The following is a 22989-nucleotide window of genomic DNA, read 5'->3' as shown; positions in this document are numbered from 1 at the left end:
CCCCTCTCAATTGACGCTGTAACCGCGCCCCGCCAGACACGCACCCATCGAACGGCGGTACAGGTCCACCACCTCAGGCTGCGGCTGCGAGGTGATATTGGCTGGATCGAAACCGCTCTGCTCGGCGGCCCAGCGGTAGCACTGGTAACGATCCAGCTCGACCTGCTGCTGGCTTTGACCGTTCTGCGGATAGGCAACCGGATCGTAGCCATTGTCCTGCTGCTGCGCCGGGGCCTGATAAACCGCCTCGTTCTGCGGCGGGTTGACCACCACATAATCCTGACTGTCGGGCTGATAGGCATAGTAAGTGCCCGCCGCCAGAAACAGCAGGCTGCTGCCGATCCACACTTCCTGCGAATAAGACGGCAGCCTGCTCACCCGAACGCCATAAGGCGGGGTCACCACGACATAGCGTGGGCCTTGCGGGCGATACCAGTAGCCTCCGGAATAAAAATAATCCTGCCCGCGATAAGGGATGCGCGAATAACCGCCAGGCACTCGGTCTATCGCATAGCCAGGCCGATATTGCGGGCCAGGACCCCAGCCATTGCCGTGTCCATCAGGGCGACCTTCCCAGCGATCATTCGGGCGGCCATTTCCGGCCTGCCAATTGCGGTTGTTGCCGCGCGGAATGTCCTGATAGTAGCCCTGACGCGGCTGCTGGGTTTGCCACGCCTCTCTGGGGCCACTCTGGATCGGCAGGTTGTCCTGGCTCTGGCGCAACTGCTGGCGCTGTTGGTTTTGCTGCTGTTGAATCTGCCGCTGCTGGTCACGCTGTTGCTGATCGATCTGCTGTTGCTGCTGGCGTTCGACGTTGCGCTGCTGCAATTGTTGTTGCTGGATCTGCTGCTGTTGCTGGCGCTCGACCTGGCGCTGCTGATTCTGCTGTTGCTGAATCTGACGCTGCTGGTTGTCCTGCTGCTGATTGATCTGCTGCTGCTGCTCGCGCTCGACATTACGCAGCTGGTTTTGCTGCTGTTGTACTTGACGCTGCTGATTATTCTGCTCTTGAAAGCGCTGTTGTTGCTGCTGACGCTCCACATTGCGCTGCTGATTTTGCTGCTGCTGACGCTGCTGCCCATTGTCATTGGAGCCGCCGTAAAGCTGGTTTTGCCGCGATTCATCGCGTTCATCAGCCAGCGCCTGAGCACTGATGCCCAGACACAACAGACTTACACCCGCGAACTGCCAGATGCCAAATTTCATGCTTTCCTCACTAGAGCGCGGGTTGACGTAGTTAAGACTGCTTAAGCGTAGCGCCGTTCTGCGCACTTTATCAGCAGAGCGCATTATCGGCAGACAAAGAAAAGGGGACCAGAGGGTCCCCTTGAGATGCTTCGTCCTGGCGCAACGCTTTTGACGTCGGCTCACCTCATGCCGTCTTTTGGACAGTATGTAGCCCGGGGGCCTGACACACCCTGTTGGGTGGGAGGCCGCAACTGGCCTGATTTGGCGAGTCGCTGGACGCTGTGTCCGGGCAGTGATTCTGTTTAAAAGAATAGGCCTGAGGCAGTGGCAGAGGATTGCTAATATTGCCGATTAAAACATCACTTGCGCAATTTTTGACTTCAGATGAATAATCCAGCGCAATTCAACTCATAAAGGGGTGCATCGTGAGCAAGCTCGACAGATATGACCTGAGCATTTTGGCTGAACTGCAACGGGACGCACGTATTTCCAACCAGGAATTGGCCGAACGCATTGGTCTGTCACCTTCGCCATGCTCGCGCCGGGTCAAGCAACTGGAAGACGACGGTTATATCGTGCGTCAGGTTGCCCTGCTCGATCGCAAGAAACTTGGCCTGAACCTGACCGCCTACGTGCTGATCGGCATGGACCGCCACACGCCAGAGCGCTTCGAGAACTTCGAGCAGCACATCCGCAACCTGCCTCAGGTGCTGGAATGCAGCCTGGTGACCGGCATGGACGCGGACTATCAGCTGAAAGTGGTGGTGCCCGACATGGATCACTATCAGAAACTGCTGTTGGGCCACCTAACGCGCATCGAAGGCGTGACCAGCGTCAAATCAAGCTTCGTGCTCAACCAGGTGCTGGCCAGCACCGAAATGCCGCTGACTCACCTGCGAAGTTAACTGATACCTGCAATCACAGCTTTGCAGCGACTTCCCGGTATTGGCCCTGGTCCAGGCCATCCAGCGTCCAGTCGCCAATCCTGACCCGCACCAGCCGCAAGGTGGGTAGCCCGACTGCGGCGGTCATGCGCCGTACCTGACGGTTGCGGCCTTCCTTGATGACCAGTTCCAGCCAACTGGTCGGCACGCTCTTGCGAAAGCGCACCGGCGGGTTGCGCGGCCACAGTTGCGGTTCGTCGAGTTGCCGCGCCTCGGCGGGCAAGGTCGGGCCGTCATTAAGCTGAACGCCGTCGCGCAACTGCTGCAACTGCTCTGGCGTTGGCTCACCCTCGACCTGCACCCAATACGTCTTGGCCAGCTTGTGTTTCGGGTCGGCAATCCGCGCCTGCAACTGGCCATCATTGGTCAGCAGCAACAAGCCTTCACTGTCACGGTCCAGCCGGCCTGCCGGGTAAATGCCGGGGATCTTGATGAAGTCCTTGAGCGTGGCCCGGCCTTCCTCGTCACTGAACTGGGTCAGTACATCAAAGGGCTTGTTGAACAGAATCAGCTTCGGCTCGGCCGGTGGCGCTTTGGCGACACGGCGGGCAGCGCTTGCCGGATTGGGCGCAGGACGGCGGGAAACGGGGCGTTGGGTGCGAGGATGGGAATTCGGCAATCGGAAAACAGAAAGGGCCACTTTAGTGGCCCTTGGTGCAAATACCAATCTATTAACGAGCGGCCATCAACGGAACGGTGGCTCATCGAAGCTGCGCAGCTTGCGTGAGTGCAGCGAGTTCAACTGGGTGCGCATCAGGTCCAGCGCGGCAATGCCGATCTTCAAGTGCTGGCTGACCGCCCGTTCGTAGAACGCGTTGGCCGAACCTGGCAGCTTGATTTCACTGTGCAACGGCTTGTCGGAGACGCAGAGCAGCGTGCCGTACGGCACACGCAAGCGATAACCCTGAGCGGCGATGGTGCCGCTTTCCATGTCCACCGCGACAGCGCGCGACAGGTTGATCAGCGGACGCTCCTGAGCCCAGCGCAGCTCCCAGTTGCGGTCGTCGTACGTCAGAACTGTGCCGGTGCGCAGACGCTTCTTGAGCTCTTCGCCACGCTCGCCGGTGATCTGCGCGGCAGACTCCTGCAAAGCCAGTTGCACTTCGGCCAGCGCCGGAATCGGGATGTGCGGCGGCAGTACGCGGTCGAGAATCCCGTCGCGACGCATGTAAGCGTGCGCCAGAACGTAATCGCCGATGGTCTGCGACTGACGCAGGCCGCCACAGTGGCCGATCATCAGCCAGCAATGCGGACGCAGCACCGCCAGGTGGTCGGTGATGTTCTTGGCGTTGGAAGGGCCGACGCCGATGTTGACCAGCGTCACGCCGTGACCGTCTTCGGCAATCAGGTGATAAGCCGGCATCTGATAACGGTGCCAGACCACGCTGGCCACAATCGCCTGAGCCTCGTCAACGCCCATGCTCTTGTCGACCACCACGTTGCCCGGCAAAACCATGCGCACGAAACGCGGGTCTTCGCGGAGTTTTTCCAGGCCATGCAAGATGAACTGGTCAACGTAACGGTGGTAGTTGGTCAACAGAATCCACGGCTGCACATGACGCCAGTCGCTGCCGGTGTAATGCACCAGACGACGCAGCGAGAAATCCACCCGCGCCGCATCGAACAACGCCAGGGGCAGCGGGTCAACGTTGGCCCAGTCATAAAGACCGTCGGCAATCCCGTCGGTGGCGGCCGACAGGTCGGTGCTCGGGAACACGCGGGCCAGCGCCGCAGCGGTCACGCCGGTGCCCGCCAGCTCATCGCCCTGCTCGACCACGTAAGGATAAGGAATGCTCTGCTCGCTCATGCCGACTTCGACCGTGACGGTAAAGTCGCTCATCAGCGGGACAAGCTGCTCCAGCAGGTATTTTTTGAAGGCTTTGGGCTGCGTGACCGTGACGCTGTAAGTGCCGGGCAGCTGGACCTTGGCGTAGGCGCGGGTAGTCAGCGGCACTTCACCGTGGCATTTATAGACCAGGCGCAGTTGCGGGTAGCTGAACTGCGCTCGCTCTTCGGCGGTGGGCTCGACGCGGTCTTTCAGGTAGCGCTTGAGCGCCTGACTCAACGCGCTGGTGGCGCGTTCGTGCAGCTCGGCAAGCCGCTCGACGGCTTGCTCGGCGGTGTCTACGACAACAAAGGCTTGGGTCACGATTCATGTCCTGTCTGATCTTGCAGACGTGCATCGTAACGGGTTCGCGTGCTCATGCCACCTGCGGCGAAGGCTTGAACAGCAATGATTCGACATCAAGGCTTTGCAGCAAGGTGCCGTAGTCGCCGAAAAACCGGCGCTTTTGCTGCTTATCGGTGTCAGGAGCGGCTTACATGCCCCCACTGAGCCTTGGCTTCAGGCGCCCTGCGTACTGCGCCCGGCACCGCCATCAGCATGGGAATGCTCAATGTGAAGCAACTGCCCTTGCCAGGCTCTGAACGATGACTGAGTTCGCCGCCCTGCAACTCGACCAGTTTCCGACAGATCGCCAGACCGATACCCAGCCCGCCGTATTCGCGGGTCATGGAGCCATCAACCTGCAGGAAGTGTTGATACAGCAAAGCTTCGTCCAGATGGCTGAAACCAATCCCGCTGTCCATCACTTCGACGCGCAGGTGCATGCGCTCCAGATCCTGCGGCTGCCCACTGAAACGCACCTGCACTGCGCCCTTGCGGGTGAACTTGATCGCGTTGTCCACCAGGCATTCAAGGCACTGGTAGAGCTTGCCGGCATCGCCGCGAATGGCAGGCGGCAGCTTATCGTCCAGATCAAGCGCCAGTGTCAGACCCTTGGATTGCGCAGCCCCGCTGAAGCGTTCATGCAGCCTTTCGACCAGATCAAGGGGCGCAAAAGCGCTGCATTCGGCATACAGCACACCGGCCTGAAGCTCGGTGAGGGTCAAAATGCCGTTGATCATGCTCATCATGTCCCGTGCAGAACTGGCCGCCGTTTGCTGGTACATCTCGACTTCGTCGTCCATGTCGAGCGTCTGCATCACCTCCAGCGAGCCGATCACCCCATTCATCGGCGTGCGCAATTCGTGAGTGAGCGTGGCAAGAAACTCGTCTTTGAGCCGGTTGCTGGTGGCCAGTTGCTGGTTGAGGCGTTCCAGATCCTTGCCGTAGGCCAGCAAGGTTTGTTCCTGTTGGTAACGGGCATGGTTGATGCGGTCCGCCAGCGCCATCGACAGGAACGCCATTTCCAGCAATGTGCCGATGTGCGAGGCATACATGGTCAGGAAGGTGTTGGGCAGGTAACCCATCAGCATCAGCCCGAAGACCAGCCCGCCGATCATGAAAACCGACCAGGCAAGCACAAAGTAGCGCCCCACCCGCTCACCTTTCACGACGGCGACGATGCCGGCCAGATAAATCGTCAAGGCGCCGGCCATCACCAGCTGCGTGGCCGCGCGCAACGCCGGCCCGTAGCTGAGGAACAAGGCGATGCACATTACCAGCACGGCAGCGCCAATGAGGGTCAGCAGCGAGCGATCGAGCCAGCGGCCCAGCCGCGCGGTGCCCAGAAAGCTGCGCGTAAACTGGCAGGCAAACAACGTGGCCAGCGCCATCAGGAAAGGTGTTGAGGCATTCGCCCACCAGGGGCTGTCAGGCCACAAGTACTCGATGGCGACCCCGTTGATCGACATCTGATACAGCCCGAAGGCGGCCACGTACAACAGGTAATAAAGGTAATCGGGCTCGCGCACGCTGAGGTAGATGAACAGGTTGTAGACCAGCATGCCGAGCAGCACGCCGTAGATCAGGCCAAACACGTAGATCCTGGTGGGCTGCGCCTCAAGGTAGGCGTGCGTGGACCAAAGGTTGAGCGGTGCCTGCACCGAACCTTCGCTGCTGATGCGCACATACAGGGTGCGCGTCTGGCCCGGCGGCAGGTCCAGTTGAAAGAGGTAGTTATTCTGTGCGAATTGACGACTGGCGAAGGGCAGCATATCGCCGGTCTGCCAGGTCAGTGTCGGACGGCCACTGGCGTCCGGGGCGTAGAAATCGATCCGGTCCATTGGCGGATACGCCAGTTCCAGCAGCCAGTCGTTGTGAATGCCAGCATCAGCGGGGCGATACGAAAGCTCGACTTTCAGCCAGAACGCAGAGCGCGAATAGCCCGCATTGAAGGTGCCTGCGGGGGCGGGCCGAAAGGCTTGCGCCCCGGTCGGCGAACTGACGCTGTCGATGGTCGCGGTGCCGGTCGGGTCTTCAAAGAACTGCACGGCACGGCCCAGCGGCAGAAAACGAGTGTTTTCATCAAACTCGACTGCATGACTCTGCAACGGCAGCCAGAAAGCCAGGATGATCAGCAGATAGCGCATTGAAGCCCCAAGGTAGGTCGTCGCGTTCAATCCATCCGTTGATGACGACGTCCTGCAGATTTCTATCCTTGAAACAGGCTAATGATTCAAACAGACCATTGAACGTGGAAATGCACCCGCAGACATCGATATAAAAACACCTGCAAACCGCCAATAACCGGCCTGCCACTGAAGCATAGTCGCTAATAGCGTAGAGACAGTATCGCGATAAAAATCAAAGTAATAGCTCTATATCGGTCATTTCAGAGCAAACATGAGTATTTTCGCGCGTTGCCGGGCGCGCGCAGAGTGCCGCTGGCAGGCGCATGCAGAACTCATGCAGGACGTATGCAAAACACGTGCAAACCGTAGGCAACACTTATGCAAACTGCATGTGCAATAAAAAGCGGGTGCACCACCAGTCCGTGAAAGGTTTAGTGATAAGCTCGCGCACCATGAATATCTATAGCTCCCGCCCCGTTGTCCTCTGCCTCTCCGGCCACGACCCTAGTGGCGGCGCCGGTATACAGGCCGATATCGAAGCCCTGCTCGCCCAAGGCTGCCATGCCGCTCCCGCCATTACTGCGCTCACCGTGCAAGACACTGTGAACGTCAGTGATTTTCGGGTGCTGGACCGAGAATGGGTCATGGCCCAGGCCAATGCCATCCTGAATGATTCGAGCGTGGCCGCGGTCAAGCTGGGCATGCTGGGTTCACTGGAAATGGTCGACACCGTTGTTGAACTGCTGCAGGCCAACCCGCATTTGCCGGTGGTCTGCGACCCGGTGCTGCGTGCCGGCGGTGGTGGGCGCCTGGGCAAGGACGAAGTCGGCTATGCCATGCGCGAACAGCTGCTGCCACTGTCGACCATCGCCACGCCCAACCTTCCGGAAGCACGCATTCTGGCCGAATTGCCCGAAGGCACAGCAGATGAGTGCGCAGCCAGACTGCTGCCGTTTTGTCAGCACCTGCTGATCACGGGCGGGCATGGCGACGAACAGCAAATCCACAACCGCCTGTACATCCGCGGTGGCCAGACCCACACCTTCGTCTGCGAACGCTTGCCGGGCAGCTACCACGGCTCCGGCTGCACACTGGCCAGCACGTTGGCCGGGCGTCTTGCCCAGGGCGAAGAACTGGTCAGCGCCGTGAAGTCGGCGCTCGACTACACCTGGCGCACACTGCGCGATGCCGAACAGCTGGGCCGGGGGCAATTTGTGCCTCGTCGCCTGCCGCTGGATTTTTGCTCGTAACGCACTGCCATGAGGCTCGATTCATGAAACTACGTGGCCTGTATGCCATCACCGACAGCCAGTTGCTGACCGGCAAATTTCTGTCTTATGTCGAGGCTGCGCTGGACGGCGGAGTAACGCTGCTGCAATACCGCGACAAAACCGGTGACGACTCCCGCCGTCTGCGCGAAGCGACCGAACTGCTCAAACTCTGCGAACGCTACAAGACGCGGCTGATCATCAACGACGACGCCGAGCTGGCGGCTCGTCTGGGGGTTGGCGTGCATTTGGGGCAGACCGACGGTTCTTTGCCGGATGCCCGCGCCCTGCTGGGGCACAAGGCGATTGTCGGTGCTACGTGCCACGGCCAGCTTGAGCTGGCGGAACAAGCCAAGGCTGACGGCGCGACCTATGTGGCGTTCGGCAGGTTTTTCAATTCGCAGACCAAGCCTGGCGCACCAGCCGTGCCGCTGGACCTGATCGCCCAGGTCCGCGCGAAGGTTCATTTGCCGATTGCGGTGATCGGCGGCATCACTCTGGAAAACGCCCCGCAACTGGTCGAACACGGCGCTGATTTGCTGGCGGTGGTGCACGGCCTGTTCGGCGCCGATAACACCCAGGAAGTGACCCGTCGGGCGAAAGCGTTTATGGCGTTGTTGTAGGGCGGAATCGCTGTGGGGAGCTTGCTCGCGAAGGCGATGGTTCAAACCCGCTATTTTCGGGGCCTGCACCGCCCTCTTCGCGAGCAAGCTCCCAAGGCCTTCGGCCAGAATCCAGAGCGGACCGGGCGACGCCTGGCTTGTCCGCGAGCTGTCGGATGACTTATCCACAATCCATCGGAATGTAGGAGCGTCGCCCGGTCCGCTCCCACACAAGCGAAGCGTCGCCTGGTGCGCATGATATAGTGCGCGTTCCTGCGCCTGCTCTGGCTCATGCCACTCAATAAAGCAGCCCGGTATAAAGCTGCCCGCCTCGGCTGACCCCAGCGTAGACACGAATTCCCCGTTTCAAAGCAGAGACCCGATCATGTCCCGTTCCGAAACACTGTTCGCCAATGCCCAAAAGCACATCCCCGGTGGCGTCAATTCGCCAGTTCGCGCGTTCAAAAGCGTGGGGGGGACGCCGCTGTTCTTCAAGCATGCTGCTGGCGCTTACGTGACTGACGAAGACGACAAACGCTACGTTGACTACGTCGGCTCCTGGGGCCCGATGATTCTGGGCCATAGCCACCCGGACGTGCTCGACGCCGTGCGCAATCAGCTGGAGCACGGCCTGTCTTACGGTGCGCCAACCGCGATGGAAACCGAGATGGCCGATCTGGTCTGCGAACTGGTGCCGTCCATGGAAATGGTGCGCATGGTCAGTTCGGGCACCGAAGCGACCATGAGCGCGATTCGTCTGGCCCGTGGTTTTACCGGCCGCGACAGCATCATCAAGTTCGAAGGCTGCTACCACGGCCACTCCGACAGCCTGCTGGTCAAGGCTGGCTCCGGCGCACTGACACTGGGCGTGCCAAGCTCGCCAGGCGTACCGGCGGCCTTCGCCAAACACACCCTGACCGTCCCCTTCAACGACCTGAACGCCGTGCGCGACCTGCTGGCCGAAGTGGGCCAGGAAGTCGCGTGCATCATCGTCGAGCCCGTTGCCGGCAACATGAACTGCGTACCGCCCGCGCCGGGCTATCTGCAAGGGCTGCGCGCCCTGTGCGACGAGCATGGCGTGGTGCTGATTTTCGACGAAGTGATGACCGGTTTTCGCGTGGCCCTCGGTGGCGCGCAGGCTTACTACGACGTAAAGCCAGACCTGAGCACGTTCGGCAAGATCATCGGCGGCGGCATGCCGGTGGGCTGCTTTGGCGGCAAACGCGAAATCATGTCGCACATCGCGCCGCTCGGCCCGGTCTATCAGGCGGGCACCCTGTCGGGCAACCCTCTGGCGATGGCCGCTGGCCTGACCACCTTGCGCCTGATCAGCCGCCCAGGCTTTCACGATGAACTGAGCGACTACACTCGTCGCCTGCTCGAAGGCCTGCAACAACGGGCTGACGCCGCTGGCATCGCGTTCGTGACGACTCAGGCTGGCGGCATGTTCGGCCTGTACTTCAGCGAAGCGAGCGAAATTGTTACGTTTGAAGACGTGATGACCAGCGATGCCGAACGCTTCAAGCGCTTCTTCCACCTGATGCTGGAAGGCGGCGTCTATCTGGCGCCAAGTGCGTTTGAAGCCGGTTTTACCTCTATTGCCCACGGCGATGCCGAGTTGAAACTGACACTTGATGCCGCAGAAAAGGCTTTCGCTGCGCTCAAATAAGCACGCCAGACACACTTGCGCGGGGTGTCATTGAACCGGCGCAAGTGAAGTCTGTGAATGAAACGGAACGTTAAGTGCGTATTTTGCTTCTACAATGCAGTGCGAAAGCTGCAAATACACGGCACTGGAAGTTTCGTTTCAGGTAATACCCCCGTAAAAACGGGTTTTTCCTCGCCGTGCAGCAGAAAATCCGTAAAGACTTTGTAAGGTTGGCTCTGCTTATTTCATAATGCGCAGCCAGCACGTTTAGCTGGTCGGGCATGCCCGCACCTTTTTCAGAGGTAAGTCGACTCCCATGAACCGCACCGGCCGCACCCTTGTATTGGGCTGCCTGTTGCTTGTCTATCCCCTGCTGGCGACTGCCGGCGGCAACTCGTTGTTAATCCCGGCGATGGGTCGTTGCACCCTCAATACCCAGCCAGAGAACCTGCCTGCTGCGCTCGCAGCCTGTCAGCAGGCCGCTCAGGGCGGGGATGCTCAGGCGCAATACGAGTTGGGTGAGTTCTATTACGAGGGCCGAAATGCACCTCGCGATTTGCCGCAGGCGCTGAATTACTTCGAGCAGGCTTCATTGCAGGGCCACGCCCAGGCGCAGTACCAGCTGGGCTTGATGTTCAGCCGGGGCGAAGGGGTGCAGGCCAATAACATTCAGGCGTACATCGTGCTGAAAATGGCCGCCGTCAATGGCTCGGAAGACGCGCTGGACGCGGCAGACGAAGTGTCGGCGAAGATGAAGCGCGAAGACCTCGAAGTGGCCACCCAGGTACTCGGGCAGATTTTCCGCAAATACCTGCTTGAACTGCAAACCGCCGAAGGCCGCAGTCCGTTCTCGCCACTGCCCTGATCCGCGTTAGCTCAGGGCAATCGCCGCTCACACACCAGGCAACTATTTTTCCGGCATCGGCATGGGAAACGGCATCACGTTGCTGGTACCGCGTGCTTCGCTGATCTTCGGCACGCCCATGCGCTCGACTTCATCGATACGCACAATCGAATGCATCGGCACAAAACTGCGCACCACGCCTTCGAACTGGGCCTTGAGCTTCTCTTCGCTCGGGTCTACCACGACAGTCGTGCGCTCGCCGAAGACGAATTCTTCCACTTCCAGAAAGCCCCACAGATCACTTTGGTAGATCTGTTTGGCATACATTTCAAACACCTGTCCCTGGTTGAGGAAAATCACCTTGTAGATTGGAGCTTCGCGTTTGGTCATAACGGGCGGGTAACGATCGGAGATGAAAAAGGGGCGAGGACTATAGCATGTCCATCAGACAGCCAACGCTAGGAACCGGAGCCCTTCATCCTTATAATGCTCGGTTCACTGAATCGGTTGATGATCACGCATGGCCAAGAAGCTTTACATCGAAACCCACGGTTGCCAGATGAACGAGTACGACAGCTCGCGCATGGTCGATCTGCTGGGCGAACATCAGGCTCTGGAAGTCACCGCTCGCGCGGAAGACGCCGACGTGATCCTGCTCAACACCTGCTCGATTCGCGAGCGCGCGCAAGACCGGGTCTATTCGCAGCTCGGCCGCTGGCGTGAGCTGAAACTGGCCAACCCCGAGATGGTGATTGCCGTCGGCGGCTGTGTTGCCAGTCAGGAAGGCGCGGCCATTCGCGACCGCGCGCCCTACGTGGACGTGGTGTTCGGCCCGCAAACATTGCACCGCCTGCCGGAAATGATCGACGCAGCGCGTATCACACGCTTGCCGCAGGTCGATGTTTCGTTCCCCGAGATCGAAAAATTCGACCACTTGCCCGAGCCACGCGTCGATGGCCCGAGTGCTTACGTGTCGGTGATGGAAGGCTGCAGCAAGTACTGCACATTCTGCGTGGTGCCCTACACGCGCGGCGAAGAAGTCAGCCGACCGTTCGATGACGTGCTGACCGAAGTCACTCACCTGGCCGAGCACGGCGTGCGCGAAGTCACGCTGCTGGGGCAGAACGTCAACGGTTATCGCGGCACCACCCATGACGGGCGAGTCGCCGACCTGGCCGATCTGATCAGGGCAGTTGCCGTCGTCGATGGCATCGACCGCATTCGTTACACCACCTCGCACCCGCTCGAGTTCTCCGACAGCCTGATTCAGGCGCACGCCGACGTGCCGGAGCTGGTCAAGCACCTGCACTTGCCGGTGCAGTCGGGCTCGGACCGCATTCTGGCGGCCATGAAGCGCAACCACACCACGCTGGAATACAAGTCCAGGCTGCGCAAGCTTCGGGCGGCAGTGCCAGGTATCAGCATCAGTTCCGACTTCATCGTTGGCTTCCCCGGTGAAACCGAAAAGGATTTCGACAACACCATGAAACTGATCGAAGACGCCGGTTTCGACTTCTCGTTCTCGTTCATCTACAGCCCGCGTCCCGGCACACCGGCCGCCGACCTGAAAGACGACACGCCGGAAGCGCTGAAAAAAGAGCGGCTGGCCGCGCTGCAACATCGCCTGAACCAACAGGGTTTCGAGATCAGCCGACAGATGGTTGGCAGCATCCAGCGCATTCTGGTCACCGATTATTCAAAGAAAGACCCAGGCGAGCTGCAAGGTCGCACCGAGAACAACCGGATTGTCAATTTTCGCTGCGACAATCCCCGCCTGATCGGGCAATTTGCCGACGTACACATTGATGATGCCCAGCCCCACTCGTTGCGTGGCTCGCTGCTACAGTAAATCTTGAGTGTCGGTGCAGAGGCGAATCGGCGAATGAATTCGTTTCTGCGCGGTCCCTACCATTGAGCACGGTGAACCCTTGGCACAGCCTTTAACACGGCAAAGCTTTCGCACCACCACCGCCAGGGGGTATTCTTCAATACATCTCAATTGCCGCCGGACGGCCATTAAACGACCTTGAACGCACCCATAGAACCTCATCGCTTCACCCTCGAGCCATTCGAGGCCCATCGTTTCGCCAACTTGTGCGGGCAACTCGACGAGCACTTGCGCCTGATCGAACAACGCCTGGACATCGAGATCCGCAATCGCGGCAATCAATTCGAACTCATCGGCGAAACCACTCAAACCCGATCCGCCGAGAACCTTCTGCGCCGCCTGTACCGGGAAACCAAGGGTACCGAGCTGACGCCGGACATGGTCCACCTGTTTCTTCAGGAATCAGGCGTCGACGGCCTGGACAACCACCCTGCCGCCGAAGTCGGCGTCTCGCTGCGCACCAAAAAGGGCATGATTCGCCCGCGCGGCCTGAATCAGCAGCGATACGTCAAGGAAGTCCTCAGCAACGATATCAACTTCGGTATCGGCCCTGCGGGGACTGGCAAGACGTATTTGGCGGTTGCCTGCGCGGTAGATGCACTGGAGCGCGAGCAGATTCGCCGCATCCTGCTGGTGCGCCCGGCCGTCGAGGCCGGCGAGAAGCTCGGCTTCCTGCCCGGCGATCTGGCGCAGAAGATCGACCCGTACCTGCGCCCGTTGTATGACGCGCTGTACGAGATGCTCGGTTTCGAATACGTCGCCAAGCTGATCGAGAAACAGGTCATTGAAGTCGCACCGCTGGCGTACATGCGCGGGCGCACCCTTAATAACAGCTTCATCATTCTCGACGAAAGTCAGAACACCACCGTCGAGCAGATGAAGATGTTCCTGACCCGTATCGGCTTTGGCTCCACGGCCGTGATCACCGGCGACATCACTCAGGTCGACCTGCCCAAGGGCACGCGTTCGGGGCTGACGCATGTCATCGATGTGCTCAAAGGCATGCCGGGCATCAGCTTCACGCACTTCAAACCCAAGGATGTGGTTCGCCACCCGCTGGTGCAGCGCATTGTCGAGGCCTACGAGCGCTTCGATGACCAGCTCAGCGACGGCCCGTCGGGCAACAACGGTTATTCACGGGACAAGAATCGCAATGCTTGAGCTGGACCTGCAGGTTGCGAGCGAAACGCCCGCCCCCGATGAAGCCCGATTTCGCCTCTGGTGTGAAATGGGCCTGCGCCAGCGCAGTGCCGATTCCGAGCTGACCATCCGGCTGGTTGACGAAACCGAAGGCCGTGAGCTCAATCACACCTGGCGACATAAAAATTACGCTACAAACGTGCTTTCATTCCCGGCGGATGTTCCAGACGACATGCTGGACATCCCGTTGCTGGGCGACCTGGTCATCTGCGTCCCGGTGGTCAACCGCGAAGCCGCTGAACAAGGCAAGTCCATCGACGCGCACTGGGCACACATGGTCATTCATGGCTGCCTTCATCTGTTGGGTTACGACCACATCGATGATGAAGAGGCCGAAGAAATGGAAGCACTGGAACGAACGTTGCTTGAGGAGCTGGGCTACCCCGATCCTTACGCCGACGACGAAAGTGCCGACCACCCCCATTCAGACACACCCAGCAAGGACCACGAGTAAGGGCTATGAGCGAAGACCGATCGAGCAACGGGCAAAAGTCATGGTTGGGTAAACTGACCCAGGCCTTTGTCCATGAGCCGAAAAACCGCCAGGAGCTGCTTGAGCTGCTGCGCGAAGCCCACCAGAACAAACTGCTGGACAGCGAAGCGCTGGCCATCGTCGAGGGCGCTATTCAGGTGGCTGACCTGCAAGTACGCGACATCATGGTGCCGCGTTCGCAGATGATCAGCATCAAGGCGACCCAGACACCCCGCGAGTTCCTGCCCGCGGTCATCGATGCAGCGCATTCGCGCTACCCGGTGATCGGCGAAAGCCACGACGACGTGCTCGGCGTGCTGCTGGCCAAGGACCTGTTGCCACTGATCCTCAAGGCCGACGGCGACAGCGACGACGTCAAGAAGCTGCTGCGCCCGGCGACCTTTGTCCCCGAGTCCAAGCGCCTCAACGTGCTGCTGCGTGAATTCCGCGCCAACCATAACCACATGGCCATCGTCATTGACGAATACGGCGGCGTGGCGGGTCTGGTGACCATCGAAGACGTGCTTGAACAGATCGTCGGCGACATCGAGGACGAGCATGACGTCGAGGAAGACAGCTACATCAAACCGCTGCCCAGCGGCGACTTCCTGGTCAAGGCGCTGACCCCGATCGAGAGTTTCAACGAATTCTTCGACAGCGTGTTTTCGGATGACGAGTTCGACACGGTGGGTGGCCTGGTGATGAATGCCTTCGGTCATTTGCCCAAGCGTAACGAGATCACCGAAATCGGCGCCTATCGCTTCCGCATTCTGAGCGCTGACAGCCGCCGTATTCATTTACTGCGTGTGAGCCCGATTTCTCGCCCGTAATCACCGACTGCACACACCCGATGTTGCGTTAAGGAATCTACATGCGCTGGATAACCCGCCCCGGCTGGCCCGGTAACCTGCTGGCCCTGGCGGCTGGCGGGCTCACGACCCTGGCCCTGGCGCCTTTCGACTTCTGGCCGCTGGTGCTGGTGTCGGTGGCGATGTTCTATCTGGGGCTGCGTGAGCTGAGTCCGCGCCAGGCGCTGGCTCGCGGCTGGTGTTACGGCTTCGGTCTGTACGGCGCAGGCACCAGCTGGATCTACGTCAGCATCCACACCTACGGCGGCGCGTCTGTGCTGCTGGCAGGCTTGCTGACGCTGCTGTTCATTGCGGCCATTGCCCTGTTCTTCGCCCTGCCCGCCTGGGTTTGGGCGCGCTGGCTGCGACGCAACGAAGCGCCACTGGCCGATTCGCTGGCGTTTGCAGCCCTGTGGCTATGGCAAGAGGCGTTTCGCGGCTGGTTTCTTACCGGTTTTCCGTGGCTCTACTCCGGTTACAGCCAGCTCGACGCACCGCTTGCCGGGCTCGCGCCGGTTGGCGGCGTCTGGCTGATTTCATTTGCGCTCGGCCTGACCGCTGCACTGCTGTGCAACCTGCACCGCTTGCGGGCACGCAAATCGTTTCTGGTCATGGGCGTGCTGCTGTTGCTGGCACCGTGGGTCGCAGGTCTGGCGCTCAAGAATCACGCCTGGACCTCGCCTTCCGGCCCGCCGCTGAAAGTGGCGGCCATGCAGGGCAACATCGAGCAAAGCATGAAATGGGACCCGCAAAAGCTCAACGAACAGTTGGCGCTGTATCGGGACATGACCTTTCGCTCGCAGCAGGCCGACCTGATTGTCTGGCCGGAAACGGCTGTACCGGTCCTCAAGGAAAGCGCAGAAGGCTATCTGTCGATGATGGGCAAGTTTGCCTCGGACCGTGGCGCGGCGCTGATCACTGGCGTGCCGGTGCGTGAACCAACCGGGCGTGGCGAATACCGCTACTACAACGGCATCACCGTCACCGGCCAAGGCGATGGCACCTACTTCAAACAAAAGCTCGTTCCGTTCGGTGAATACGTGCCGTTGCAGGATCTGTTGCGCGGGCTGATTTCCTTCTTCGACCTGCCGATGTCCGACTTCGCACGCGGCCCGAACGATCAGGCTCTATTGCAGGCCAAGGGTTATCACATCGCGCCGTTCATCTGCTATGAAGTGGTTTATCCGGAGTTCGCCGCAGGCCTGTCGGCGCAGAGCGATCTGCTGTTGACGGTCAGCAATGACACCTGGTTCGGCACCTCGATTGGTCCTCTGCAGCATTTGCAGATGGCCCAGATGCGCGCCCTTGAAGCGGGACGCTGGATGATCCGCTCGACCAACAATGGCGTCACCGCGCTGATCGACCCGTTTGGCAGGATCACCGTGCAGATTCCGCAGTTCGAGCGTGGCGTGCTGTATGGGGAAGTGGTGCCGATGCATGAACTCACGCCGTACCTGCACTGGCGCTCGTGGCCACTGGCGATTGTCTGCCTACTGTTGTTTGGCTGGGCGTTGCTGGCGGCACGGATCTCCAAGACTGTCTGACCGGTTGCACAAAGCCGGTTTCAGCTGTTTTCAGCTGGAATCGGCTTCCGCTCAGTGACCGCTTCGGTAAATCCACGGGTAAACCAGTAAACCCGCCGCTTCGTTCAGCAGCACCCCGCTCTGCGTGAACACGCGACTTTCAGGCAACCAGCCGCCAAAGGGCCGGGCATTGTCCACCCCAAGAAAGCCGACCGGCGCACCCACCACGGTAAAACCCGCTTGCTCGAAACTCCAGCGCGCCCTTGGCATATGCCAGGCCTGCGTGACCAGCACCACGCGCTTGATGCCCTGCGGTTGCAGAACCGCGGCGGTCATTGTCGCGTTTTCCCACGTGGTACGGCTCAGGCCTTCTTGCCAGCGCACTGTCACGCCGAAGTCCTGCTGCAGCGCTTGCGCCATGATCGACGCTTCGCTGGGTGGCTGGTCGAAATGCAAACCGCCCGTGGTCAGTATGGGCAGCCCGGACTCTTTCGCCAATCGGGCCGCCAGACGCAACCGCTCCAGGCCCAGCCCCGTCGGCGTATCAGCGCCCCAAGTGGGGGAGTTGCGCTCACGCCCGTTGCCAAGCACCACAATCGCATCCGCCTGCTGCGTCAGCGTCGCCCATTGGTGTTGCGGCAAGGGCGGGATCTGTTCCATCTTGCGCGCGGCAAACTCCACCACAACCGGCAGGCTCATCAACCATAAACCGCTCAGACCCGCAGCAAAACAGGCTGCTGCCAGACGCGGACGCGAGCGACGCAGCCACCAGCCGAGGATCAGCAGCAGAAACAGAATGCCGGGGGGCAATAAGAGGGTTTTCAACAGGTAGCGCAAAGGCATCGGGGCATCTCCAGAGATGCCCGAAGCCTAGAATGTTTGAAGCCAGGCAACAATCTTTGAAGCCGGATACCTAACCGTTACGGCCCAGCCGTGCCGATGCCCTGGCTCGTCGCTTGTCCTTCAGCCAGATGATCGTGGCTGACATTCTGGACGACTTGACCGCGCTGGCGTGTTCAAACGAATCCGTATAGCTGCACCTGGAAATACCCATGGCAGCCCCGCCTGACGTACCGACACCTTTCTCCAGACAGGCTTCTATCAACTCGAACTCGGCGCAGCTCAACCCCTTGAGTTCAAGTTCGGCGGGCGATTCGTTTCGCAAGCGTACCGAGGTACTTGCCATTTCAAGCGCAAGCCCGAGACGATCGATCAAACGCTCATACAGCTCAGATGTGCTTACTGCGTGCTGCAACTCTGTCATCTGCTCACCTCATCGAAGATAAACATTACCCTCGCGCTTGAGCTTAGCGGCGCTGCCGGAACCGGCATAAAACTGCGACCAACGGCCAGATAGAGCGGTCAGCCGGGCTTTGACCGCCGCACGGAGCAATCAGGGTTTCCCTCGATAGATGACCCTCATGTATGCTACGGCGCTTCCTGTAATTCCACTTCCGCGCTCTTGAGCCCGAACGCACCGCACAGACAGTTACAATTGTCAGCCCCGCGGTGCCGACCTGACTCGGCGAAGCAATGAAGAGGTCAAGGGTCACTAATCTTTAGTAAAAAGTAGCCATGCACGAACTCTATCAGCCCCGCGAAATCGAAGCCGCCGCCCAAACGTTCTGGGATGAGCAAAAGTCTTTTGAAGTCAGTGAACAGCCAGGCAAGGAAACCTTCTATTGCCTGTCGATGTTTCCTTACCCCAGCGGCAAGCTGCACATGGGCCATGTGCGCAACTACACCATCGGTGACGTGATTTCCCGCTACCAGCGCATGCTCGGCAAGAACGTCCTGCAGCCACTGGGCTGGGACGCCTTCGGCATGCCGGCTGAAAACGCCGCGATCGACAACAACGTCGCGCCGGCCAAGTGGACCTACGAAAACATCGCCTACATGAAGAACCAGCTCAAGAGCCTGGGTCTGGCGGTGGACTGGTCTCGCGAAGTCACTACCTGCAAGCCTGATTACTATCGCTGGGAACAATGGCTGTTCACTCGCCTGTTCGAAAAAGGCGTGATTTACCGCAAGAACGGCACCGTGAACTGGGACCCGGTCGACCAGACCGTACTGGCCAATGAGCAGGTCATCGACGGTCGCGGCTGGCGTTCCGGCGCGCTGATCGAAAAGCGCGAAATCCCGATGTACTACTTCAAGATCACCGCCTACGCCGACGAGCTGCTGGAAAGCCTCGACGAGCTGCCGGGCTGGCCTGAACAGGTCAAGACCATGCAGCGCAACTGGATCGGCAGATCGCGCGGCATGGAAGTGCAGTTCCCGTACGACCAGGCGTCGATCGGCGAAGCGGGCACATTGAAAGTCTTCACCACACGCCCGGACACCCTGATGGGGGCAACCTACGTTGCCGTCGCCGCTGAACACCCGCTGGCGACCCTTGCAGCGCAAGGCAACCCTGCGCTGCAAGCCTTTATCGATGAGTGCAAGGGCGGCAGCGTCGCCGAAGCAGACGTTGCCACCCAGGAAAAGAAAGGCCAGCCGACCTCGTTGTTCGTCGAGCACCCGCTAACCGGCGAAAAACTGCCGGTGTGGGTCGCCAACTATGTATTGATGCATTACGGCGATGGCGCTGTCATGGCAGTCCCTGCGCACGATGAGCGCGATTTCGAATTTGCCAGCAAATACGACTTGCCGATCAAACCCGTGGTACGTACCAGCGTTGGCGATGAAACGCCTGCGCCGTGGCAAGCCGAGTACAACGAACAAGGCCCGCTGATCAATTCCGGCGAGTTCACCGGCCTGAATTTCCAGGACGCGTTCGATGCCATCGAAGCCGCTCTGGTGAAAAAAGCGCTGGGCCAGTCGCGCACTCAGTTCCGACTGCGCGACTGGGGCATCAGCCGTCAGCGTTACTGGGGCTGCCCGATCCCGATCGTGCATTGCGACACCTGCGGCGACGTGCCGGTCCCTGAAGACCAGTTGCCGGTTATCCTGCCGGAAGACGTGGTACCCGACGGTGCCGGCTCGCCACTGGCGCGTATGCCCGAGTTCTACGAGTGCAGCTGCCCGAAATGCGGCGCACCGGCCAAGCGTGAAACCGACACCATGGACACCTTCGTCGAGTCCTCCTGGTACTACGCGCGCTACGCATCTCCGCATTACGAAGGTGGCCTGGTCGAGCCGAACGCAGCCAACCACTGGCTGCCGGTGGACCAATACATCGGCGGCATCGAACACGCCATTCTGCACCTGCTTTACGCGCGCTTCTTCCACAAGCTGATGCGTGACGAAGGCCTGGTGACGTCGAACGAGCCGTTCAAGAACCTGCTGACCCAAGGCATGGTCAACGCCGAAACCTACTTCCGCATGGAAACCAGCGGCAAGAAAACCTGGATCAACCCGGCCGACGTCACCCTCGAAAGAGACGCCAAGGCCAAGGTGATCAGCGCTACGTTGACCAGCGATGGCCTGCCGGTGGAAATCGGCGGCACCGAGAAGATGTCGAAGTCGAAGAAAAACGGCATCGACCCGCAGACCATGATCGATCAGTACGGCGCGGACACCTGCCGTCTGTTCATGATGTTCGCCTCGCCGCCTGACATGAGCCTGGAATGGTCCGACTCGGGTGTCGAAGGCTCGCATCGCTTCCTGCGCCGTGTATGGCGTCTGGCTCAGGCGCACGTTGCTCAGGGTGCATCGGGCAGCCTGGACATCGCCGCGCTGACCGATGAGCAGAAGGCCGTGCGCCGTTCGATCCATCAGGCTATCAAGCAGGCGAGCCAGGATATTGGCCAGAACCAGAAATTCAACACCGCTGTCGCGCAAGTGATGACGCTGATGAACGTGCTGGAAAAAGCCCCGCAGGCCACACCACAGAATCGCGCACTGCTGCAGGAAGGCCTGGAAACAGTCACCCTCCTGCTGGCACCTATCACGCCGCACATCAGCCACGAACTGTGGACGCAATTGGGCCACAATGAGCCGGTCATCGACGCTGGCTGGCCTGTTTTCGATGCCCATGCACTGGTGCAGGACAGCCTGCAACTGGTGATCCAGGTCAACGGCAAGCTGCGCGGCCACATCGAAATGCCTGCCAGTGCCAGCCGCGAAGAAGTCGAAGCGGCGGCACGCGTCAACGAGAACGTCTTGCGCTTCACTGATGGCCTGACCATTCGCAAGGTGATCGTCGTGCCTGGCAAGCTGGTCAACATCGTCGCAAGCTGACTGGATCGGGCGCCTGGCAACTGCCGGGCGCCGAACATATTTTCAGGGCTCGCAGTGGCGGCCCAAACGGATTCAACGGGAGCATCAAGATGATCAAACGCAATTTGCTGGTGATGGGCCTGGCTGTTCTGTTGAGTGCCTGTGGCTTCCAGCTGCGTGGCACCGGCACGACCGAGTTGGCGATCAAGGAGCTGGATGTCAGCGCACGCAACGCCTACGGCGAAACCGTGACTCAGTTGACTCGCCTGCTGACCAGCTCCGGCGTCAAGGTCTACACCGGCGCGCCCTACAAGCTGATTCTGACCAGTGAGAACGAAACCCAGCGCACCATCAGCTTCTCCGGTTCGGGCCGCTCGGCGGAATACCAGTTGACCAACACGCTGACGTATGAAATTCACGGTGACCGGGACCGCCTCCTGTTGGACAACAAAGTAAGTGCAGACCGTTCCTACGTACATGACGGCAACAACCTGACCGGTTCCGATCAGGAAGCCTCGCAGGTCCGTCAGGAAATGCGCAACGACCTGATCCAGAAACTGATGGCACGTCTGCAACAATTGACGCCGTCCCGCCTGGACGAACTGCAGGCCAAGGCCGACGCAGTGGCCAAAGCCGAAGCCGATGCACTGGAAGCTGCTCAGCGGATTCGCGACGCGACGCCTCAGCAGTCGCCCGTCGAAGTGCCTGCCAGGTAAATGTCCGGGGCCAGTCATCTGGCCCCGACATTCTCTAGCCCATGAAACTCGCCCCCGCCCAACTGGCTAAACACCTGCAAGGTACGCTCGCGCCTGTCTATGTGATCAGTGGCGACGACCCGCTGCTCTGTCAGGAGGCTGCCGACGCCGTCCGTGCTGCTGCACGCCAGCAAGGCTTCGATGAACGTCAGGTGTTCAGCGCAGACGCCAGCTTCGACTGGGGCACATTGCTCCAGGCCGGTGCCAGCATGTCGCTGTTCGCCGAGCGCCGTCTTCTGGAACTGCGCCTGCCTTCCGGTAAACCCGGTGACAAGGGCGCTGCGGCGCTAATGGAATACTGCGCCAGACCGGCCGAAGACACCCTGCTGCTGATCAGCCTGCCCAAGCTGGATGGCAGTGCGCAGAAGACCAAATGGGGCAAGGCACTGGTTGACGGTGCGCACACCCAGTTCGTGCAGATCTGGCCGGTGGACATCGGCCAGTTGCCGCAATGGATTCGCCAACGTCTTTCTCAAGCGGGACTTGCCGCCACACAGGATGCTGTCGAATTGATCGCCGCACGGGTTGAAGGCAACCTGTTGGCCGCTGCGCAGGAAATCGAAAAGCTCAAGCTGATGGCCGAAGAAGGCCAGATCACCGTAGAAACCGTACAGGCTGCGGTGGCTGACAGCGCGCGCTTCGATGTATTCGGCCTGACCGATGCGGTGCTCAACGGCGAAGCGGCACATGCCCTGCGCATGCTTGAGGGCCTGCGCGGCGAGGGGGTCGAGACGCCAGTGATTCTCTGGGCGTTGACTCGCGAACTGCGTGCGTTGGCCAACATGTCCCAACAGTTCAGCCAGGGTGTGCCGCTCGACAAGGTGTTCAGCTCGGCCCGCCCACCGATCTGGGACAAGCGCAAACCGCTGATGAGCAAGGCCCTGCAACGCCACTCGGCAAAACGCTGGAGCCAGTTGCTGATGGATGCGCAGCGCATCGACGCGCAAATCAAGGGTCAGGCAGCAGGCTCGCCGTGGAGCAGCCTGAGCCGACTGGCGCTGCTGATGGCGGGGCAGAGGCTGGCATTGCCTGCGGAGTGAGCTGTCATGTCCGAGCTTATTCAAGAGTTACTCGAAGTAATCCTTCGTGCGATCTGCTATCCCGTTGGCTGGCCCATCGTGCGACTTTTGTCACGCGGTAGATATCCGTCCAGAGGGTCGTGGTTTTCAAACACCGCAGAAGCAAACTGGACGGTAGCAACAGGGCTCGCAATTCTGGTGATCACCATGATGGCGCTGCTTCATCAATTCGATATGCCCTGATCGGCCTGTGGTTTACACCCTCGTTATTACAAAGCGGCCAGGCGCGCTTTTCGGCACCATACACATATCTCGATCGGGTCGAGGTAGAGG

The 22989-nt window shown here is 60.0% G+C and carries 22 protein-coding genes; 15 read left to right on the top strand and 7 right to left on the bottom strand.

Annotation, left to right across the window (positions count from 1 at the left end):
- Nucleotides 1-6: 6 nt before the first annotated feature.
- Nucleotides 7-723 (bottom strand): DUF6515 family protein, encoded by a 717-nt coding sequence (locus DW49_RS1000000132965; protein WP_005620638.1) that lies wholly within the window; start codon nucleotides 721-723, stop codon nucleotides 7-9.
- On the opposite strand from DW49_RS1000000132965, the gene DW49_RS1000000132960 reads away from it, so the two are divergent.
- Together DW49_RS1000000132960 and DW49_RS0125150 are read left to right on the top strand one after the other, a co-directional pair.
- Complete coding sequence (locus DW49_RS1000000132960) at nucleotides 667-1251, top strand: hypothetical protein (RefSeq protein WP_029768661.1); 585 nt, start codon at nucleotides 667-669, stop codon at nucleotides 1249-1251. The genes DW49_RS1000000132965 and DW49_RS1000000132960 overlap by 57 nt on opposite strands.
- Nucleotides 1252-1613: 362 nt before the next feature.
- Nucleotides 1614-2093, top strand: coding sequence for an Lrp/AsnC family transcriptional regulator (locus DW49_RS0125150; RefSeq protein WP_003376607.1), 480 nt, complete (start codon nucleotides 1614-1616; stop codon nucleotides 2091-2093).
- 13 nt (nucleotides 2094-2106) lie between these two features.
- Here the strand turns inward: DW49_RS0125150 and DW49_RS0125145 are convergent, their stop codons facing one another.
- From DW49_RS0125145 to DW49_RS0125135, 3 genes are all read right to left on the bottom strand, one after another.
- Entirely contained in the window at nucleotides 2107-2643 is a 537-nt protein-coding gene (locus DW49_RS0125145) for a pseudouridine synthase (protein ID WP_161460838.1), read from the bottom strand.
- A 174-nt stretch (nucleotides 2644-2817) separates the two neighbouring features.
- Nucleotides 2818-4281: an AMP nucleosidase gene (gene amn, locus DW49_RS0125140; protein ID WP_003376603.1), complete on the bottom strand. Its 1464-nt coding sequence runs from the start codon at nucleotides 4279-4281 to the stop codon at nucleotides 2818-2820.
- A gap of 158 nt (nucleotides 4282-4439) precedes the next feature.
- Nucleotides 4440-6446 carry a sensor histidine kinase gene (locus DW49_RS0125135; protein WP_005620641.1) on the bottom strand — a complete coding sequence of 669 codons (2007 nt, stop codon included), beginning with the start codon at nucleotides 6444-6446 and terminating at the stop codon, nucleotides 4440-4442.
- A 434-nt stretch (nucleotides 6447-6880) separates the two neighbouring features.
- On the opposite strand from DW49_RS0125135, the gene DW49_RS0125130 reads away from it, so the two are divergent.
- The 4 genes from DW49_RS0125130 (at nucleotide 6881) to DW49_RS0125115 (ending at nucleotide 10811) form a co-directional block, all read left to right on the top strand.
- Complete coding sequence (locus tag DW49_RS0125130; RefSeq protein ID WP_005736740.1) at nucleotides 6881-7678, top strand: hydroxymethylpyrimidine/phosphomethylpyrimidine kinase; 798 nt, start codon at nucleotides 6881-6883, stop codon at nucleotides 7676-7678.
- Between the two features lie 23 nt (nucleotides 7679-7701).
- Entirely contained in the window at nucleotides 7702-8319 is a 618-nt protein-coding gene (gene thiE / locus DW49_RS0125125; RefSeq protein ID WP_005620643.1) for a thiamine phosphate synthase, read from the top strand.
- A gap of 364 nt (nucleotides 8320-8683) precedes the next feature.
- A complete protein-coding gene (hemL, locus tag DW49_RS0125120) occupies nucleotides 8684-9967 on the top strand; it encodes a glutamate-1-semialdehyde 2,1-aminomutase (RefSeq protein ID WP_005620644.1) in 1284 nt (427 codons plus the stop codon).
- A 295-nt stretch (nucleotides 9968-10262) separates the two neighbouring features.
- The gene (locus tag DW49_RS0125115; RefSeq protein ID WP_003376593.1) at nucleotides 10263-10811 is read left to right on the top strand and encodes a tetratricopeptide repeat protein; all 549 of its coding nucleotides are present in this window, start codon (nucleotides 10263-10265) and stop codon (nucleotides 10809-10811) included.
- Between the two features lie 42 nt (nucleotides 10812-10853).
- Here DW49_RS0125115 and DW49_RS0125110 read toward each other — a convergent pair whose 3' ends face one another.
- A complete protein-coding gene (locus DW49_RS0125110; protein WP_003376591.1) occupies nucleotides 10854-11180 on the bottom strand; it encodes a DUF1820 family protein in 327 nt (108 codons plus the stop codon).
- A gap of 130 nt (nucleotides 11181-11310) precedes the next feature.
- On the opposite strand from DW49_RS0125110, the gene miaB reads away from it, so the two are divergent.
- The 5 genes from miaB to lnt all read left to right on the top strand — a co-directional run bounded on the left by miaB (nucleotide 11311) and on the right by lnt (nucleotide 16742).
- Nucleotides 11311-12639 carry a tRNA (N6-isopentenyl adenosine(37)-C2)-methylthiotransferase MiaB gene (gene miaB, locus DW49_RS0125105; RefSeq protein WP_005620645.1) on the top strand — a complete coding sequence of 443 codons (1329 nt, stop codon included), beginning with the start codon at nucleotides 11311-11313 and terminating at the stop codon, nucleotides 12637-12639.
- 177 nt (nucleotides 12640-12816) lie between these two features.
- Nucleotides 12817-13839 (top strand): PhoH family protein, encoded by a 1023-nt coding sequence (locus tag DW49_RS0125100; RefSeq protein WP_005620647.1) that lies wholly within the window; start codon nucleotides 12817-12819, stop codon nucleotides 13837-13839.
- The gene (gene ybeY, locus DW49_RS0125095) at nucleotides 13832-14332 is read left to right on the top strand and encodes an rRNA maturation RNase YbeY (RefSeq protein WP_005620648.1); all 501 of its coding nucleotides are present in this window, start codon (nucleotides 13832-13834) and stop codon (nucleotides 14330-14332) included. Before DW49_RS0125100 ends, ybeY begins: the two co-directional genes overlap by 8 nt.
- 5 nt (nucleotides 14333-14337) lie before the next feature.
- The gene (locus DW49_RS0125090) at nucleotides 14338-15180 is read left to right on the top strand and encodes an HlyC/CorC family transporter (RefSeq protein ID WP_005620649.1); all 843 of its coding nucleotides are present in this window, start codon (nucleotides 14338-14340) and stop codon (nucleotides 15178-15180) included.
- Between the two features lie 41 nt (nucleotides 15181-15221).
- Entirely contained in the window at nucleotides 15222-16742 is a 1521-nt protein-coding gene (gene lnt, locus DW49_RS0125085; RefSeq protein WP_005620650.1) for an apolipoprotein N-acyltransferase, read from the top strand.
- A gap of 51 nt (nucleotides 16743-16793) precedes the next feature.
- Here the strand turns inward: lnt and DW49_RS0125080 are convergent, their stop codons facing one another.
- Together DW49_RS0125080 and DW49_RS0125075 are read right to left on the bottom strand one after the other, a co-directional pair.
- Nucleotides 16794-17564 carry a YdcF family protein gene (locus DW49_RS0125080; protein ID WP_005620652.1) on the bottom strand — a complete coding sequence of 257 codons (771 nt, stop codon included), beginning with the start codon at nucleotides 17562-17564 and terminating at the stop codon, nucleotides 16794-16796.
- Between the two features lie 70 nt (nucleotides 17565-17634).
- Nucleotides 17635-17985, bottom strand: a complete 351-nt coding sequence (locus tag DW49_RS0125075) for a hypothetical protein (RefSeq protein WP_005620653.1) — start codon at nucleotides 17983-17985, stop codon at nucleotides 17635-17637.
- 311 nt (nucleotides 17986-18296) lie between these two features.
- Here DW49_RS0125075 and leuS point away from each other — a divergent pair, with 311 nt between their 5' ends.
- The 4 genes from leuS (at nucleotide 18297) to DW49_RS1000000131240 (ending at nucleotide 22899) form a co-directional block, all read left to right on the top strand.
- Nucleotides 18297-20903 (top strand): leucine--tRNA ligase, encoded by a 2607-nt coding sequence (gene leuS, locus DW49_RS0125070; protein ID WP_005620655.1) that lies wholly within the window; start codon nucleotides 18297-18299, stop codon nucleotides 20901-20903.
- 89 nt (nucleotides 20904-20992) lie between these two features.
- Complete coding sequence (locus DW49_RS0125065; protein WP_005620656.1) at nucleotides 20993-21598, top strand: LPS-assembly lipoprotein LptE; 606 nt, start codon at nucleotides 20993-20995, stop codon at nucleotides 21596-21598.
- A 41-nt stretch (nucleotides 21599-21639) separates the two neighbouring features.
- Entirely contained in the window at nucleotides 21640-22677 is a 1038-nt protein-coding gene (holA, locus tag DW49_RS0125060) for a DNA polymerase III subunit delta (protein ID WP_003376571.1), read from the top strand.
- A gap of 6 nt (nucleotides 22678-22683) precedes the next feature.
- Nucleotides 22684-22899, top strand: coding sequence for a hypothetical protein (locus DW49_RS1000000131240; protein WP_081591674.1), 216 nt, complete (start codon nucleotides 22684-22686; stop codon nucleotides 22897-22899).
- Nucleotides 22900-22989 lie beyond the last annotated feature (90 nt).

The sequence above is a fragment of the Pseudomonas avellanae BPIC 631 genome, from assembly GCF_000444135.1.
Classification (GTDB): domain Bacteria; phylum Pseudomonadota; class Gammaproteobacteria; order Pseudomonadales; family Pseudomonadaceae; genus Aquipseudomonas; species Aquipseudomonas avellanae.
Note: the sequence above shows the minus strand (reverse complement) of the source record. Positions and strands in the feature narration are given on the sequence as shown.